Origin of the sequence: Bacillus sp. L381 (assembly GCF_030284525.1) — a bacterium.
In the GTDB taxonomy this organism is placed as follows: domain Bacteria; phylum Bacillota; class Bacilli; order Bacillales; family Bacillaceae; genus Bacillus; species Bacillus amyloliquefaciens.
The window spans coordinates 1,127,676-1,143,207 of sequence record NZ_CP127224.1 but is presented as its reverse complement, the minus strand read 5'-3'; the positions used below and the strand labels follow the sequence as shown (position 1 = coordinate 1,143,207).

Sequence of the window (15,532 nt, the reverse complement as noted above, 5' to 3'; positions counted from 1 at the left end):
CGCATTATCCGATCCATTTATGATAAAAGGATTTTGCTCTGCTGATATCACTTGTGCCGTGAATTAATGCTCTGCCGTCACGAAACAGAACCATCTTGACATTATCTGCGCGGAACGAAATTAAATACGGGTTGGCTGACACGTCAAGCCCCGCCCGCCTGAGCTGTTCCGCAAGCCTTTGCAGATCAAACTGTTCGGAGATCCCCGTTCTGATCTGTACCGTGTTCCGGCCGCACAGAACAGCCGCTTTCGTCTGATTTTCATAAGATAAAAACGGAAAATCGTTTGTGCCGCAGCTTGGACAATCAGCCGATTTAAGCTGGGCGACGTTTATTTCTGACCGTTCATTTTTCCACAAATCAAACGAACGGAGAACATGCTCAATAGGTTCGCCCGTTAACAGCTTCAGCGCGTCTGCAGCCTGAAAAACGGCCGTCTGCAGGACAGCCGGGCTGATGATTCCCGCCGTATCGCATGTCATACCGCCTAAAGGCAATGTCTCAAGCAGACAGTGAAGGCACGGCGTGACACCAGGAATGACGGTGAATGAAAGTCCGTAGCTGCCGACACAGGCGCCGTACAGAAAAGGAATTCCTTTCTGTACAGCCGCGTCATTCACAATCAGCCTCGTTTCAAAATTGTCAGTGGCATCCACGATAAGGGATGCGTCACAAATCAATCCGGGTGCGTTTTCCGCAGTGACATCCATAACAAATCCTTCTACCTCTACATCACTGTTTATAGATCGCAGCCGCTTTTCTGCTGCCGCGGCTTTCGGCATTTCCTGTCTGACATCGTCTTCGGTATAAAGCTGCTGGCGCTGGAGATTACTCCACTCCACATAATCTCTGTCGGCGATCGTTACCTTCCCGACTCCTGCTCTGACAAGCATCTCCGCACTTGCCGTGCCGAGCGCACCCGCACCGATAATCACGGCATGAGACGAATGGAGCTTCTGCTGGCCTGAAGGACCGATCGGCTGAAACAGCTCCTGTCTGGAATATCTGACCGTCATACCGGAAGACCGTCACGCGGACTGCTTGCAGTTCCGTAATCTTTTACCGGAATTCTGCCGGCTTCATAAGAAAGGCGGCCCGCTTCTACGGCAAGCTTCATCGCCCGGGCCATTTTGACCGGATCATCAGCGCCTGACACAGCAGTATTTAATAACACCCCGTCAGCCCCGAGTTCCATCGCGTAGGCAGCGTCTTTGGAAGATCCGACCCCGGCATCGACAATGACCGGCACCTTCGCCTGTTCAATGATGAAGGAAAGATTCAGCGGATTTAAAATTCCCTGGCCTGAACCGATCGGTGAAGCGCCCGGCATAATGGCATGAACTCCGAGCTCCTCAAGACGCCTTGCGAGCACGACATCATCTGACGTATACGGAAGGACGATAAATCCTTCTTCGAGCAGCTGTTCTGATGCTTTCAATGTCTCAACCGGATCAGGCAAAAGTGACCGGCTGCATCCGATAACTTCTACTTTTATCATGTCACAAAGCCCTGAAGCTTTGGCAAGCCTTGCGATTCTGACCGCCTCTTCAGCCGTTGCGGCGCCGGCTGTATTCGGCAGAAGCGTGTACTTAGACAAATCAAGCTGTTCGAGAAAGTTTGGCTGAGACTGTTCAAAGATGTTCATCCGCCGCACCGCGAAGGTTAAAATATCTGATCCTGAGACCGCCACCGCTTCTTTCTGAATCTCAAAGCTCGGATATTTTCCCGTTCCTAACAGCAATCTTGACTGAAACTGTTTTCCGCCTATTGTTAACATCCTCATCCGCCTCCTACAAAATGAACAATTTCTATGACATCCCGGTCACACAAACTTGTATTTTCATAATTCTTTTTTTCAATGATTTCTTTATTTCTCTCTACAACTACGATTCTTTGATCAAGCTGATACGATTCGAGCAAATCCTGAACCGTCCCCTCTTTTCGATCCCAATCAATTTGTTTTCCGTTCAGCTGAAGGATCATATGTGAACCGCCTCCTTGCGATCAATTCGAAACGCTTCTTCCCATTCATTTTTCACCTGTTTTCCCAGGATCATATCGCGCACCATTTCAGCCGTTGCCGGGGCCAATAAGATGCCGTTTCTAAAATGGCCGGCGGCGAATATGATGCCGCTGTCTTCAGGATGCCGCCCGATAAACGGCTTTCCGTCTCTTGTACCCGGCCTGAGCCCCGCCCAAAACCGGTCTATTTTCATATGTTCGATGGCGGGCAGCATGGTTTTCGCTTTTGAGATGACGGCTTCAATCCCGCCGATGTCAGGCGTATCGCTCCAGTCGCCCTGTTTCATTGTGGCACCTATGACAAGCCGGCCGCTTTTTCTCGGGACGACGTAGCTTTGACTATGGTAAAGGGTTTTGGTAAGCGGGATATGGTCATTCCACACAGAAAGGCATTCTCCTTTCACAGGGAAAAAAGGCTGTCCCAAGCCGAGCTGGCTGAAGAACCGGCCGCTCCATACACCGCTTGCAACTGCGACTTGGTCAGCATAAATATCCCCGCCGGATGTTGTGATACAGTACGCTCCGTTCACCCGTTTAACGGCGGACACATGTGTATGCTCATATATATCAGCGCCATAGCGCCGCGCCCCTTTTGCATACGCTTTGCAGACATAATACGGCTCGACATGGACATCGTCTTTTATAAAACTTGCGCCGAGAATGTCCTTTGAAGCGTACGGCTCTTTCTCAAGGGCTTCTTCCGCTGAAAGCCAAGTGACGGAAGGTAAATCATCCATCTTTCGTAAACGGGTAATGTCTTCTTCGGTATACGCCAGTTTAAGCATTCCGCCGTTATGGCGCCTGATGTCAATGCCGCAAGCCTCCTCCAGCTCGCGCCCTGCCGCTTCATACAGTCTTTGGCTGTACATGGCAAAATCAAAAAACGCATCCCGGTTTTCACATTCCGCATGAGCGCCCAGCATTCCCGCAGCAGCGCTTGTCGTTTTTCGGCCGATCGCACCGTCTTCAAACAAGACAACGTTCTTTTGAGTCTTCGCCAGCTCATAAGAAATGGCGCACCCGATAATTCCGCCGCCGATAACCGCCGTATCATAATGCTTCTTCATAATCGGCCTCCCTTATTGCGCGTGCATACCGTTTTGCCGCTTCCTCAGGATTTTCAGCTGAGAAAATACCTGACATGACGGCAATTCCGTCCGGTTTCGCCTGCTTTGCCTGTCCGATCGTCTGCAGTGTCACTCCGCCGATTGCGATTACGGGGATGGAAAGCGTGCGTTTAATATCTGAGAGCAGGCTGATGCCTCTTGCTTCAAGTCCTTGTTTACATTCGGTTTCAAATACATGGCCGAACACCACATAATCCGCATCTTCTTTTTCAGCTTGGACTGCTTCTTTCAACGAATGAACCGAACGCCCGATATGAAGATGGGGAAATCTGTTTCGCACCTGCTTGACGGAAAAGCTGCGGGACGGAAGCTGAACACGGTGTATATTGGCAAAAAGCGCGATATCCGCCCGGTCATTAATAATCAATTTGTCCTTATCGGCGCCGCCTTTTTTCAAAAGTGACAAAAGCTGCATGATCTCTCCCGCTGTTTTGTCCCGCTCACGGATATGGATAAAGCTCACTTCACGCTGAATCGAAAGAATATCCTCCGCCAGCTCGTCAACGGGCTTGCGATTATCGGTTACCGCGTGCAGCTCCAAAGGACTCCACCTCTTTTCCGCCCTTTCCGGACCAGCCTTCTTTTTGATAGGCCATTCCCCAAAATTGATATTCATAATAGCTTGAAATCACAAAATTCTCTTTCATTTTCGCGCGGATTTCCTCTGTGCTGCTTTCAGCAATCTCGTTAAAACGGCTGATCTGTTCCTCAACCTGTTGTCTGAACCAGTCTCCGCCGTATGTGCCGATCCATTTTTCATAAATTGGATGTTCCGGTTTGCATTCCTTTAAGTGTTCGCCGACTTCATAATAAAGCCAATAGCAAGGCAGAAGCGCAGCTAAAATTTCTCCAAATTGGCCGCTCATCACCGATCTGTACATATGAGACGTGTAAGAATAAGCCGTCGGTGCCGGTTTAAAGGCCGCACGTTCTTCTTCTGTAATTCCTAAAAGCTCCGTAAACTCGCGGTGCAGCGCCATTTCTGCTTCATATGTACCCTGAGCGTGGCCCGCCATCCTGCCCGTCGTAAACAAGTCTTTGGCATATGCGGCTCCGAACGCCTGAACTTTTGCAAAATGCGTCAAGTAGTAGGAATCCTGCAGCACGTAGTAGCTGAAACGGTCTATCGGCAGGCTTCCGTCACCGATTCCCGTTACAAACGGATGAACAAAGCTTCCGTCCCACCATTCAGCTGCCGCCAGTCTGCATTCTTCAGAAAATGTCATTATGTCTTCCCCCCTGATAAAATAAAAAAACCACTTTCCCGCATCGGAAAAGTGGTTTGGAATTTATATGGATAAAAGGAACCCAAAAAATACCGCTCCACTTCCCTACGCAGGTCTGAACCTGTTCAAGTTATGAGGGTCTAAAAGTCTCACTTTTATCTCAGCCCTTATGAAGGACACCCCTAGTGGTCATACGATTGATTATTTACTTGTTATGCCTTCTATCTTATCACGAATTGCAATTTGGTCAAGCTTCAAGAATGTTTCTCAGTTCCGACACGTAGTTGCGCGAGCCCGTAACGATGAGACGGTCTCCTGTTTTCAGCCGCGTGTCTCCGTGCGGAACGATGCTGTCCACACCTCTGAAAATCCGGACGAAAATCACATCGCCCATCAGCGGAAATTCCCGGAGAATGATGCCGTTATACGCCGTGTTTTCCAGATTGATCTGATAAAGCGAAGACTCTTCGTTTGTCAGGAGGCTCATCACGCCGGGCGCCTCGATTAACGCGCGCAGCAGCGTCTTTGTAGACAGAAGGATAGAAAAAATACTGATGCCCTCTTCCTTCAGTTTTGTTTCATGTTCAACCGAGCCGACGCTTGCAATGATACGCTCAGTCCCTTTCTCTTTCGCGATTAAGGCGATTTCAGCGTTCACGTCTTCATTGCCCGTCGCCACTACAAGGATATCCGTTTTGAAAATATCATGCGACTCAAGCGTGCCGGGCTCGTAATCAGAAATGGTCTCCACCGAAAAAACGGATTCCGCAAGCTTTTCTCCGGCATTTTCCTGATGAACGACCCGAACTTCATATTCCTCATCAGGCAATTCCAGCGTCACCGGGAGCGTCATTTGATTTGCGCCGATAAATGTAATGCGCTTTTTCTCCTGCGGCGCACTTTGCCGTTTATATAATTTTTTAAATCCTATCGGTGTGATGATGCTGGCAATAACCGCAACCAAAGTCAGCGCGCCGGACATATTGGCGCTGATAATGTGGAGCCTTTCTCCGATCGTAGCCGCCGCGATGACAAGCGAAAGCGTAGATGTCAGCAAAAACCCCGAAGCAAACACGGTTCTTTTGTCATACCATTTCTTTAAATAAAGCACCGGAAACATTTTGCTGATAAACAGCGCAATCAGAAGCAGCGGAATCATCGTCAATATTTTCGGATCTTGGAAGAGCGTCCAAATGTCCAATTTCACCCCGACCATGACGAAAAAGATCGGAATTAAAAACCCGTATCCGAATGAATCCAGCTGCTCCACCATCTCTTTGTTCGGTGACAGAAGCGATACCAAAACGCCTGCTAAAAACGCGCCGAGAATATTTTCCGCCCCGAGAGATTCTGACAAAGCGACAAGCACGATAATCAGTGTGAAAATGGCTCTCGTGCCGATCTGGACGGTGCCTTTAGACATCGACTGCACAAATGAGCGGTGTTTAAAGATCCTGCCGAAGAAATACAGCACGACCCCCGCGGCAAAGAGAATCAAAAGAAGCCACATATTTCCACTGTCTTCTCCGTAAAGAGAAGAGAAGAAAGCGAGCAGAATCATCGTAGCCAAGTCCGCAATAACGGCGACAAGCAGAATGATCTGGCCGATATTGGAGTTCATGATCCTTTCTTCTTTTAAGGTCGGGACCACCACTCCGAGTGATATCGTCGAAATAATAAGCGTCATTAAAAATGCGTTTTGAATAAAACCGGCTAAGACAAAGCCGTAAGACAGCAGCAATGATAAAATAAAGATGCCGAAAAATATAATCAGTGCGGCAGAAAACGTGTTGGGCGCTTCCTTGCCGTTCGGAAGGAATTGTTTTTTCTTCCCTTTCTCAAATGACGAAAAATCAATTTCCAAACCGCTTAAAAACATTAAAAAGATAAAGCCGAGGACAGACAGCGTCTCCAGCCACGTGTCTCCCTGAACGACGAGATTCAGGCCGCTTTTTCCGATAATAAGCCCCATGATGATTTCCGCGACGACGACCGGAATGCTGAGCTTAAACCGATGCAAAAGGAGCGGCGTCAAAAAAGCGACGATCAGAACGACGACTAAAGATGCGACTGATGTGTGTTCCATTAGTAAATACCTCCTTAAAACAAGGGTTATAAAAGCCCGCTTAATGCGGACAAAACCTTACTTTTTTAAAAACATAACGCATATTCTAACAAGGCTGACCGCGAAAAAAAAGTGATAAGGCTTTATTTCTTTAATTCTTTTTTTAATTTGTTCCAAAACATCGTAATTAGGTATAGGAATTAACCCCATAATAAATAAAAAACCGTTAAAAGGAGGCTGACACAAATGGCTTATGACATCATCAGCGATATACACGGATGTTATGATGAAATGATCGCTTTAATGCAAAAGCTCGGTTATGAAGTGAAAGACGGAACACCCGTCCATCCTGAAGGCAGAACGCTCGTCTTTGCGGGGGACTTAACCGACAGAGGCCCTAAATCCGTTGAGGTGATGCGTTTTGTGACAAAAGCATATGAAAAAGGAGCCGTCCGTTATGTCCCGGGAAATCATTGCAACAAACTGTATCGCTACTTAAAAGGAAACCCCGTAAAAGTGATGCACGGACTGGAAACAACGGCAGCGGAACTGAAAGAGCTGTCTCCCGCTGACAGAACGGAAATATCCAGACAGTTTATCCGATTATATGAGTCAGCGCCGCTTTACGACATTTTACATAACGGAGAGCTCGTTGTCGCCCACGCCGGTATAAAAGCTGACGATATCGGTAAATACACGCGTAAGGTGAAGGAGTTTGTTCTGTACGGCGATATCACCGGTGAAACCTATCCCGACGGCAGGCCCGTCAGAAGAGACTGGGCTGCCGCATATGAAGGTAAGGCATGGGTGGTTTACGGCCATACCCCGGTAAAACGCCCCCGGATCATCAACCGTACGATCAACATTGATACAGGCTGTGTCTTCGGCAATAAGCTGACAGGCTTTCGTTTTCCGGAGCACGAAACCGTTTCTGTAACAAGCTCAATGCCGTATGATGCATCACGATTTCGCGAGGATGACGGCACGCAGACATGAAAAAAGCCCGAGACCGGTTAACGGTTCGGGCTTTACATGTGTTCAATTAATGTTTTCATATCGTCAGGAACGGGGGCATGAAAAACGAGCGTTTCTCCGGTCATGGGGTGTACGAATGAAAGCCGCTCACTGTGAAGAGCCTGCCGTGCAATTCCCTCGTTTTTTCCGCCGTACAGTGTATCGCCGACTAACGGATGGCCGAGGTAACTCATGTGCACCCGGATTTGATGCGTCCGCCCCGTCTCCAGCCGTAACGCTGCAAGCGTGAACGCATGTCCCGCTTTTTCCGTTTGAAAATGCGTCACTGCTTTTTGACCCTCCGGCGTTACCATCCGCTCAATAATACTGTCGGGTTTTCTTCCGATGGGCGCATCCACCGTTCCTTCTTTCTGCACCATGACACCGTGTACGACAGCGAGATACCGCCTGTTAACAAGGTCCTTCTTCTGCGCTGCCGACAAAAGGGAATGGGCAAGCCGATGCTTGGCAATCAGCATCGCTCCCGATGTATCCCTGTCAAGGCGTGTGACAAGATGAACCGTTGACTGCACGCCGTTTTTACGGTAGTGGCTGATCACTCCGTTCGCGATGCTTTCGGACGGATGTTCTCTTGATGGGATTGAGGAAACATACGGCTGTTTATTGATCACAAGCACATGGTCATCTTCATAAAGAATATCAAGCGGGACCGGCTCAGGCAAAAGCGTTTCACTCACATGCTCCTTTGGGAATTCAATCTTAAGCACATCGCCGGCCGCTAACACGGTGCGGACGGTTACGTGCTCTCCGTTCACAAGAAGGTCTCCCCCGCCGAATTTAATGTCAGCGAGAAGCCGCTTTGAAATGCCGAGCTGCGCCGTATATTCTTTTACCGTCATGCCGGCTTCCGGGGCAGAAATGTTCTTTTGGATAAAAAAGTTTTTCAATCCGTTTCCTCTTTCTATTCGCCTTTTCCGATAAAGGAGTCCTGCACTCTTTTCCAAAACGGGAACGGGCGGAATCTTGCAAATCTGACTTTTTCTTTTGCCACTCGGCACAGAATAGACTTGACATCCTTATGCAGCAAGGTTAAATGATCTATCGTGACTTGGAAGTCGACTTCGTTTCTCGGTTTGATGACACAGTTATGATGATCGGGAAGCAAAAGCGGCGAACCGACAGTCCTGAACACTCTGTTATTGATGGATGCCATTTCCGCAAGCTGAATCGCTCTGATGGAAGGGTGGATGATCGCGCCGCCTAACGCTTTATTATAAGCCGTGCTTCCGGAAGGCGTGGACAGACATAAACCGTCTCCCCTGAACGTTTCAAACAGCTGGCCTTTAATTTCAACGTCAGCGACGAGACTGCCTTCTATGCTTTTGATCGTACATTCGTTCAAAGCCAGATACCGCTCCTCACGCTCTTCATCATGATAAGTGACAATCACCTCAAGAAGGGGATACTCCACGGTGTGATACGGCGTTTTGGCGATGGCCAGAACAAGCTTCTCTATCTCCTGCGGAACCCAATCGGCATAAAAACCCAAATGCCCCGTGTGAACCCCGACAAAAGCCGTTTTATCGAGACGGTCGCTGTACCTGTGGAACGCGTAAAGAAGCGTTCCGTCACCGCCGACGGAAATAACGATTTCCGGCTCTTTTTCATCCAAGGTCATGTCAAAATCGAGTAAATACGCCTGTATTTTGCTTTTCAGTGTATCTGAAACCTCGTCTCCTTTTGAAGAAACGGCAAATTTCATGCCATTCCCCTCCTTTCCTACTGGTGGCCGCCCGCTTTTTTCTTTCGTGAAAATGCGGCTTGGGCTTCCTGGATCTCTCCGCGGATTTCTGACATTTCTTCATCGAGCCGGGATGCGGCTTCTGAGGCCCGCTGCAGCCTCAGCTTTACTTTTTCGGGAATGTTCCCGCTGTATTTGTAATTCAGTGAATGCTCAATGGTTGCCCAAAAGTTCATGGCAAGCGTCCGAATCTGTATTTCTACAAGAAGGTGCTTTTCTCCGGACGCTGTCTGTAAAGGATATAAAACGACAAGGTGGTAAGACCGGTATCCGCTTTCTTTATGCTCTGCTATGTAATCCCGCTGGTCGACAACGGTAAAATCTTTTCTGGCAAACAGCATATTTTTGACGATCTGGATATCATCGACAAATTGGCACATAATACGAAGCCCCGCGATATCCTGCATCGTTTCAATCTGATGAAGCGGTATGCTTTTCCGTCTCGCTTTTTCAAGTATGCTCGCCACCGGCTTTACACGGCCTGTCACAAATTCAATCGGTGAGTGGTCATCTTCATACTCATAAAGGGTTCTGACACCTTTCAGCTTCACCTTTAATTCTTCAACAGCCTGGCGGTATGGCGCTAGAAATTGCTCCCATTGTTTGTCATCCATCGTACATCCCCCAATTCCGAACCTGTTCTAAAGAAATACGCTTTTCACTTTTTCTTCCATATCTCCGTAGTTTGCATTATCTTTAATATTTTCAATAAGATAATCGAGTTCTTCATGCAGCCCTGAAAGTTCAACCGTTTTGCCGCCGGCCTCAAGCACAGCCGGTTTTCTTTGGTCAAGGGCCTCTTTCAGATCCGGCCATACATGGTCTTTTATAATGACATATTCAAAAGAGTCAGCTGTTTCAAGTATGTATACAAAAGCAAAGTGATCGGAATCAACTAGCATTTGACCTGAGGCTTTGCGTTCCGCTCCGCTTAAGTCCTCTCCGCACTTCAGTCGGAGCGCGTCTTCTGTTAATGATGCATTTTGGATTTCAATTCTCTTTTGCATAATGTTCTCCTTTTTTAACAAAGTACAGCATTTATTTTATCATATCAAGGTCGATATTGATAAACGTAACCTCTAAAGAGATAATGGGAATTATACAATTTTTCGTCCTGAAAGGAAGACTGTCATGACCCAAGAAATAGAAATCGAGTTCAAAAATCTGCTGACAAAATCAGAATTTCAGAAACTAAGTGAAGCACTCGGCATGAAAAAACATGATTTTAAACAGCAGATCAATCATTATTTCGACACAAAAGATTTTTCTCTGAAACAAAAAAAATCAGCCCTCCGCATCCGTGAAAAAAACGGCGCGTTCGTTCTGACTTTAAAAGAGCCTGCCGCGGTCGGTCTGCTGGAAACGCACCAGGAGCTTACGTCACCTGACCTGGACAGCTTCAAGATTCCCGAAGGCCCTGTCAAACGGCAGCTGGAAGGTCTCGGTATCAATTCAGAACACATTTGCTGGTTCGGAACGCTGTCGACTGAACGCGCGGAAAAAGAATCAGAAAAAGGCTTAATCATTTTAGATCACAGCCGATATTTAGAGAAAGAAGACTTTGAATTGGAATTCGAGGCCGCTGACTGGGACGAAGGAAAACGGGCGTTTGAACAATTGCTCAAGCAATTCGGCATCCCGGCGCGGACCACTAAAAATAAAATCCAGCGTTTTTATGAACAGAAACAAAAAAAGGTGGAATGACAGAGTGAATATAACGAATTGGGCGGCCCTTCTCCAGCTTCAATCAATGGCGCTGCAATCAATCTCTAATACAAGCACGGCTTCAAGCGGACAATCTTCACAAAGCCCGCTTTCAGATTTCAGCGCGCTGCTCAGCCAGTATACGGACACAGCCGTCCGGCAGCAGCCGGAAGCGGGAATTTTAAACGGGGTGCGGACCGCTCACACTTCATATTCACCGAGAATTCCGGTTACAGCCAGTTCCGCGGCCGCATCACAGACTGCTTCCCAAAGCATTAAGCCTGCGAATGCGGCTTCTGACATCAGCACCGGAAACTTTTCAATAGACAGCGCCATTCAAAAAGCTGCCGAGAAATATGGAGTGGACGAAAAGCTGATCCGCGCCGTTATTAAACAGGAATCGGGCTTTAATCCGAAAGCGGTCAGCGGCGCGGGGGCAATGGGACTGATGCAGCTTATGCCTTCCACGGCTGAATCACTCGGGGTGTCAAACCCGCTTGATCCCGTCCAAAACGCTGACGGCGGCACGAAGTACTTAAAGCAGATGCTCACGAAATACGACGGCAATGTATCCTTGGCGTTAGCCGCCTACAACGCGGGCCCCGGCAACGTAGATCGGTACGGAGGCGTTCCGCCGTTTAAGGAAACACAGCAATATGTCAAAAACATAACCCGGCAGTATTACGCGTAAACCAGAGAGGCTTCCTTCTCTGGTTTTTTTGCGGAGTGAAATCTTACACATGAATGAAGGCGATGTGATATGATATGAAATACAAGCGCCTGACAGAAAGGCACTTTGTTTGTAGAAATAAAATGTTATTGCTAAAATATACAGTAACTGAAGATAGTAAAACTGAAAGATAATTTCGCAATAGGAATGATGGTTCCTATTAGCCATATAAAGGAGTAGTCAACATGGGACAATCGTTTAACGCACCATATGAAGCGATTGGAGAGGAACTTCTATCGCAACTTGTTGATACTTTTTATGAGCGTGTCTCGTCTCATCCCTTGCTGAAACCAATATTCCCAAGTGATTTGACTGAAACGGCCAGAAAACAAAAGCAATTTTTAACCCAGTATTTAGGCGGGCCTCCCCTTTATACAGAAGAGCACGGACATCCCATGCTCAGGGCAAGGCATCTTCCCTTTCCGATTACGTCCGAGAGGGCTGATGCGTGGTTAAGCTGTATGAGCAGTGCGATGGATCATGTCGGGCTAAAGGGCGATATTCGTGAATTTCTGTACGGGCGTCTGGAATTAACGGCCAGACATATGGTAAACCAGGCGGAAGCGGAGGATCGATCATATTGACGAATTATCAGCATGAGCAATACTTCGCCCATTGCCACGGACATCCAAAAAAACCGCTGGAAATTTACATGTTTGTTGACCCTTTATGTCCTGAATGCTGGTCGCTGGAACCCGCCATAAAAAAACTAAAAATCAGATACGGACGTTTTTTTACGCTGCGGATCATTGTCTCCGCGAGTATCACGTCGCTGAATAAGCAAAAGCGTAAAAAACACCTTCTTGCCGAAGCTTGGGAAAAAATTTCGAATCGCTCCGGGATGCCTTGTGACGGAAGCCTTTGGCTTGAGCAGGAGCAGCCTTTGTCATCGCCTTACCTTGCCGCACTCGCGTTAAAAGCGGCCGAACTGCAAGGAAGAAAGGCCGGCATCGTGTTTCTTCGCAACATGCAGGAAAGCCTGTTTGTCTCGAAGCAGAATATTACGGATGAAGACGTTCTTTTAGAGATTGCCAAAAAGACGAAATTGGATGTCGAAGAATTCAAACGCGACCTCCATTCACAAAGCGCAGTCAAAGCGCTTCAGTGCGATATGAAAATCGCGGCGGAAATGGACGTCACCGTTAATCCGACATTGACATTCTTTAACAGCCTGCACGATGATGAAGGGCTGAAGGTGCCAGGCAACTATTCTTATGACGTATACGAAGAAATCTTATTCGAAATGCTCGGCGATGAACCGAAACCTTCTGAAACGCCGCCTTTGGAATGTTTCATTGAATATTTCCGGTTTGTCGCATCAAAAGAAATTGCACTTGTTTATGATTTAAGTCTTGAAGAAGTTGAAAAAGAAATGAAAAAACTGGCATTCGCCAAAAAGGTGGCCAGAGTGGAAGCAAAGCACGGTCTGTTTTGGAAATCCCTGGCCGGCACCAAGGAAGATGTCACCTGCTATGATCATTAAAAAAAGCTGATTCCTTACGGAGCCGGCTTTTTTTGTGCAAATAAAGAAACCGCGCCGGGATAAGCGCGGTTTCATATGTCTTAACGACAACAAAGGGGATGGGAGAAATTTTTCACGGTCAAACAAAGGGGTAATGTTTGTTTGTGATCAATTTCACATCCTTATCATATCAAATCTTGTCGAGTTTTGACAAGCCATAAGCTTAATGTTCATATTTTTGTCACAAAACATAACTGACTGCTTGTTTTCATAGAATATATCAATGAAAACAAGGAGGGACAAAAATGCTCCGCACCGTATTGACCATCGGAATGATTGTGTTTTTCTTCTTTTTAAATCTGCTGGCCATGATGCATATGCTGCCGATTTACATTACATCTCCCCTGCTGTTTTTATCCATATTGTTTGCCCTGTACCGGCTGAATCATCGAAAAACGTTTAAAGGATTTTAAAAAGCCTGCGCATCTAATGCACAGGCTTTTTTGTATTAGGAAGGATTCACTTTCGAAAGGAGTTCTTCCATTTCATTCAGTTTCTCTTCAAACATTTTGCAGGCAGCTTCGATCGGTTCAGGCGATGTCATATCGACTCCCGCTTTTTTCAGGATGTCGATCGGATATTCTGAGCTTCCGGCTTTTAAGAAGTTGGTATAACGCTCAACCGCAGGCTTGCCTTCTTTTAAGATCTGGCTGCTCAGCGCTTGAGCCGCACTGTAGCCTGTCGCATATTGATATACATAATAATTGTAATAGAAATGCGGAATTCTTGACCATTCCAGGCTGATTTCTTCATCAATTACCATGTTGTCTCCGAAATACTTTTTATTGAGATCATAATAAAGCTTGTTCAGCAGTTCAGGCGTTAACGGCTCGCCTTCTTGCGCTTTCGTATGAATCAGATGCTCAAATTCAGCGAACATCGTCTGTCTGAAGACTGTGCCTCTGAAACCTTCAAGCATGTGGTTGAGAAGATACAGACGCTGTTTTTCATCTTTTAAGCTGTTCAGCATATATTCACCGAGCAGCGCTTCATTGGTCGTAGAAGCGACTTCAGCGACAAAAATGCTGTAGTTTCCGTACGGATACGGCTGATATTTTCTCGTATAGTAGCTGTGCACGGAATGGCCGAACTCGTGAACGAGCGTAAACAGATTATTGACAGTGTCGTGCCAGTTCATTAAGATGTACGGGTTCGTGCCGTATGTACCGGACGAATAAGCACCGCTGCGTTTTCCTTTGTTTTCGTATACATCGACCCAGCGGTTTTCAAGTCCTTCTTTTAAAATAGACGCGTATTCATCGCCTAACGGAGCAAGCCCTTTGAGCATATAATCTTTTGCTTCCTCATATGTGACCTTCATTCCCGAATCTTTTACAAGCGGTGTGTACAGGTCATAATTGTGGACTTCATCAAGGCCGAGCACCTTTTTCCGCAGATCAATGTAACGGTGTAATAACGGAAGATGTTTATTGATCGTTTTGATAAGGTTATCATAAACTTCTTCAGGGATGTTGTTATTGGATAAAGCCGCTTCCCGTGCTGATTTGTATTTTTTCACCCGGGCGTAGAAATTATCTTTTTTCACAGTGCCGCTGAGTGTAGTCGCCATCGTGTTTTTATACTGTCCGTATGTTTTATATACTGCTTTAAAGGCGTTTTTACGGACTTCACGATCGCTGCTTTCCAGAAAATTAATAAAGTTGCCGTGTGTGATTTGAGTTTCCTTGCCGTTTTCATCTTTTATCGACGGAAACGTAATATCGGCGTTGTTTAAAACACTGAATGTATTGGAAGGTGAAGACAGCGCTTCTGACGCTTCCGCAAGCAGGGCCTCTTCTTTTTCGCTCAGCACGTGCGGACGCTGTTTTGTAATTTCTTCAATGGCATGGGAGTAAACCTTAAGCTCTTCTTTTTCCAGAATAAACTGATGCAGCTTGTCCTCCTGAATCGCCAGAATTTCCGGTTCAATGTAAGCAGTCGCACTGGCGGCCTGAGAATACAGACTTGCGGCTTTGTCGTTCAGACCTTGGTAGAAAGAATTTCCCGTATCCTGATCTGAGCGCATATGCGCGTATGCGTAAAGTTTTCCCAGACGGCTCGTCACTTCATCCTGTGCGGTAAGCGCCGCGTATAAATTATCGGCTGAATGAGCAAGCGTGCCTTTAAAGGAAGATAAATTCGGAATTAATTCTTTAACTGCTTGAAATTCTTTATTCCAGGCCTCATCACTAGGAAAAATATCCTCTAGTCTCCATGTATGCTCTGCCTTTACTTCACTTCTGTCAGGCAGCTGTGCTGCTTTATTTTCCTCAGTCATGGTGATCCCCCTCGTTTTCTTTATTTCAAGCCAATTGAAAAAATGATTGTTTCTCCAAAAGCTTGTGTTGTGATTATCTTCCG

18 protein-coding genes and 1 riboswitch are annotated in these 15,532 nt (G+C 46.9%); of the genes, 6 read left to right on the top strand and 12 right to left on the bottom strand.

Annotated elements, in window-relative coordinates:
- Positions 1–4: 4 nt before the first annotated feature.
- The 7 genes from thiF to QRX25_RS05675 all read right to left on the bottom strand — a co-directional run bounded on the left by thiF (position 5) and on the right by QRX25_RS05675 (position 6,460).
- Complete coding sequence (gene thiF, locus QRX25_RS05705; RefSeq protein ID WP_212100946.1) at positions 5–1,015, bottom strand: thiazole biosynthesis adenylyltransferase ThiF; 1,011 nt, start codon at positions 1,013–1,015, stop codon at positions 5–7.
- Positions 1,012–1,782, bottom strand: coding sequence for a thiazole synthase (gene thiG / locus QRX25_RS05700; protein ID WP_115997965.1), 771 nt, complete (start codon positions 1,780–1,782; stop codon positions 1,012–1,014). Before thiG ends, thiF begins: the two co-directional genes overlap by 4 nt.
- On the bottom strand, positions 1,779–1,982 hold the full coding sequence (gene thiS / locus QRX25_RS05695) for a sulfur carrier protein ThiS (protein ID WP_045506936.1): 204 nt from the start codon (positions 1,980–1,982) through the stop codon (positions 1,779–1,781). The genes thiG and thiS overlap by 4 nt, the downstream gene beginning before the upstream one ends.
- Complete coding sequence (gene thiO / locus QRX25_RS05690; RefSeq protein ID WP_212100944.1) at positions 1,979–3,088, bottom strand: glycine oxidase ThiO; 1,110 nt, start codon at positions 3,086–3,088, stop codon at positions 1,979–1,981. The genes thiS and thiO overlap by 4 nt, the downstream gene beginning before the upstream one ends.
- Complete coding sequence (gene tenI / locus QRX25_RS05685; protein ID WP_212100941.1) at positions 3,072–3,689, bottom strand: thiazole tautomerase TenI; 618 nt, start codon at positions 3,687–3,689, stop codon at positions 3,072–3,074. The genes thiO and tenI overlap by 17 nt, the downstream gene beginning before the upstream one ends.
- Complete coding sequence (gene tenA, locus QRX25_RS05680; RefSeq protein WP_013351845.1) at positions 3,664–4,374, bottom strand: thiaminase II; 711 nt, start codon at positions 4,372–4,374, stop codon at positions 3,664–3,666. Before tenA ends, tenI begins: the two co-directional genes overlap by 26 nt.
- Before the next feature lie 85 nt (positions 4,375–4,459).
- A riboswitch (TPP riboswitch) is annotated at positions 4,460–4,568 on the bottom strand.
- A gap of 53 nt (positions 4,569–4,621) precedes the next feature.
- Positions 4,622–6,460 (bottom strand): monovalent cation:proton antiporter family protein, encoded by a 1,839-nt coding sequence (locus QRX25_RS05675; protein ID WP_212100938.1) that lies wholly within the window; start codon positions 6,458–6,460, stop codon positions 4,622–4,624.
- Positions 6,461–6,685: 225 nt separating this feature from the next.
- On the opposite strand from QRX25_RS05675, the gene prpE reads away from it, so the two are divergent.
- Positions 6,686–7,435, top strand: a complete 750-nt coding sequence (prpE, locus tag QRX25_RS05670; RefSeq protein WP_212100935.1) for a bis(5'-nucleosyl)-tetraphosphatase PrpE — start codon at positions 6,686–6,688, stop codon at positions 7,433–7,435.
- A gap of 32 nt (positions 7,436–7,467) precedes the next feature.
- Here the strand turns inward: prpE and QRX25_RS05665 are convergent, their stop codons facing one another.
- From QRX25_RS05665 to QRX25_RS05650, 4 genes are read right to left on the bottom strand one after another with little or no spacing between them, the layout of a single operon-like run.
- Positions 7,468–8,361, bottom strand: a complete 894-nt coding sequence (locus QRX25_RS05665; protein WP_212100932.1) for an RluA family pseudouridine synthase — start codon at positions 8,359–8,361, stop codon at positions 7,468–7,470.
- A 14-nt stretch (positions 8,362–8,375) separates the two neighbouring features.
- Positions 8,376–9,176 (bottom strand): NAD kinase, encoded by an 801-nt coding sequence (locus QRX25_RS05660; RefSeq protein ID WP_013351841.1) that lies wholly within the window; start codon positions 9,174–9,176, stop codon positions 8,376–8,378.
- A gap of 17 nt (positions 9,177–9,193) precedes the next feature.
- Entirely contained in the window at positions 9,194–9,829 is a 636-nt protein-coding gene (yjbM, locus tag QRX25_RS05655) for a GTP diphosphokinase (protein WP_013351840.1), read from the bottom strand.
- A 27-nt stretch (positions 9,830–9,856) separates the two neighbouring features.
- Complete coding sequence (locus tag QRX25_RS05650) at positions 9,857–10,222, bottom strand: UPF0738 family protein (protein ID WP_013351839.1); 366 nt, start codon at positions 10,220–10,222, stop codon at positions 9,857–9,859.
- A gap of 124 nt (positions 10,223–10,346) precedes the next feature.
- Between QRX25_RS05650 and QRX25_RS05645 the strand changes: the two genes are divergently transcribed.
- The 5 genes from QRX25_RS05645 to QRX25_RS05625 all read left to right on the top strand — a co-directional run bounded on the left by QRX25_RS05645 (position 10,347) and on the right by QRX25_RS05625 (position 13,584).
- Positions 10,347–10,919 carry a CYTH domain-containing protein gene (locus QRX25_RS05645; RefSeq protein WP_065981176.1) on the top strand — a complete coding sequence of 191 codons (573 nt, stop codon included), beginning with the start codon at positions 10,347–10,349 and terminating at the stop codon, positions 10,917–10,919.
- Positions 10,920–10,923: 4 nt separating this feature from the next.
- Complete coding sequence (locus QRX25_RS05640) at positions 10,924–11,610, top strand: lytic transglycosylase domain-containing protein (RefSeq protein ID WP_212100929.1); 687 nt, start codon at positions 10,924–10,926, stop codon at positions 11,608–11,610.
- A gap of 224 nt (positions 11,611–11,834) precedes the next feature.
- Complete coding sequence (locus QRX25_RS05635) at positions 11,835–12,233, top strand: globin domain-containing protein (protein ID WP_212100927.1); 399 nt, start codon at positions 11,835–11,837, stop codon at positions 12,231–12,233.
- Positions 12,230–13,132, top strand: a complete 903-nt coding sequence (gene spxH / locus QRX25_RS05630) for a protease adaptor protein SpxH (RefSeq protein WP_013351835.1) — start codon at positions 12,230–12,232, stop codon at positions 13,130–13,132. The genes QRX25_RS05635 and spxH overlap by 4 nt, the downstream gene beginning before the upstream one ends.
- A 284-nt stretch (positions 13,133–13,416) precedes the next feature.
- Entirely contained in the window at positions 13,417–13,584 is a 168-nt protein-coding gene (locus QRX25_RS05625; protein ID WP_016938224.1) for a hypothetical protein, read from the top strand.
- 35 nt (positions 13,585–13,619) lie between these two features.
- On the opposite strand, the gene pepF is transcribed toward QRX25_RS05625, so the two are convergent.
- Positions 13,620–15,449, bottom strand: a complete 1,830-nt coding sequence (gene pepF, locus QRX25_RS05620) for an oligoendopeptidase F (RefSeq protein ID WP_013351834.1) — start codon at positions 15,447–15,449, stop codon at positions 13,620–13,622.
- Positions 15,450–15,532: the final 83 nt, after the last annotated feature.

What these genes read in the sequence shown, in the direction of transcription:
- QRX25_RS05625 (WP_016938224.1), top strand. Translation starts at nt 13,417, where the DNA reads ATGCTCCGCACCGTATTGACCATCGGAATGATTGTGTTTTTCTTCTTT.
- QRX25_RS05660 (WP_013351841.1), bottom strand. Translation starts at nt 9,176, where the DNA reads ATGAAATTTGCCGTTTCTTCAAAAGGAGACGAGGTTTCAGATACACTG.
- thiS (WP_045506936.1), bottom strand. Translation starts at nt 1,982, where the DNA reads ATGATCCTTCAGCTGAACGGAAAACAAATTGATTGGGATCGAAAAGAG.
- thiO (WP_212100944.1), bottom strand. Translation starts at nt 3,088, where the DNA reads ATGAAGAAGCATTATGATACGGCGGTTATCGGCGGCGGAATTATCGGG.
- QRX25_RS05675 (WP_212100938.1), bottom strand. Translation starts at nt 6,460, where the DNA reads ATGGAACACACATCAGTCGCATCTTTAGTCGTCGTTCTGATCGTCGCT.
- tenA (WP_013351845.1), bottom strand. Translation starts at nt 4,374, where the DNA reads ATGACATTTTCTGAAGAATGCAGACTGGCGGCAGCTGAATGGTGGGAC.
- QRX25_RS05645 (WP_065981176.1), top strand. Translation starts at nt 10,347, where the DNA reads ATGACCCAAGAAATAGAAATCGAGTTCAAAAATCTGCTGACAAAATCA.
- QRX25_RS05635 (WP_212100927.1), top strand. Translation starts at nt 11,835, where the DNA reads ATGGGACAATCGTTTAACGCACCATATGAAGCGATTGGAGAGGAACTT.
- thiG (WP_115997965.1), bottom strand. Translation starts at nt 1,782, where the DNA reads ATGAGGATGTTAACAATAGGCGGAAAACAGTTTCAGTCAAGATTGCTG.
- yjbM (WP_013351840.1), bottom strand. Translation starts at nt 9,829, where the DNA reads ATGGATGACAAACAATGGGAGCAATTTCTAGCGCCATACCGCCAGGCT.
- thiF (WP_212100946.1), bottom strand. Translation starts at nt 1,015, where the DNA reads ATGACGGTCAGATATTCCAGACAGGAGCTGTTTCAGCCGATCGGTCCT.
- prpE (WP_212100935.1), top strand. Translation starts at nt 6,686, where the DNA reads ATGGCTTATGACATCATCAGCGATATACACGGATGTTATGATGAAATG.
- QRX25_RS05650 (WP_013351839.1), bottom strand. Translation starts at nt 10,222, where the DNA reads ATGCAAAAGAGAATTGAAATCCAAAATGCATCATTAACAGAAGACGCG.
- pepF (WP_013351834.1), bottom strand. Translation starts at nt 15,449, where the DNA reads ATGACTGAGGAAAATAAAGCAGCACAGCTGCCTGACAGAAGTGAAGTA.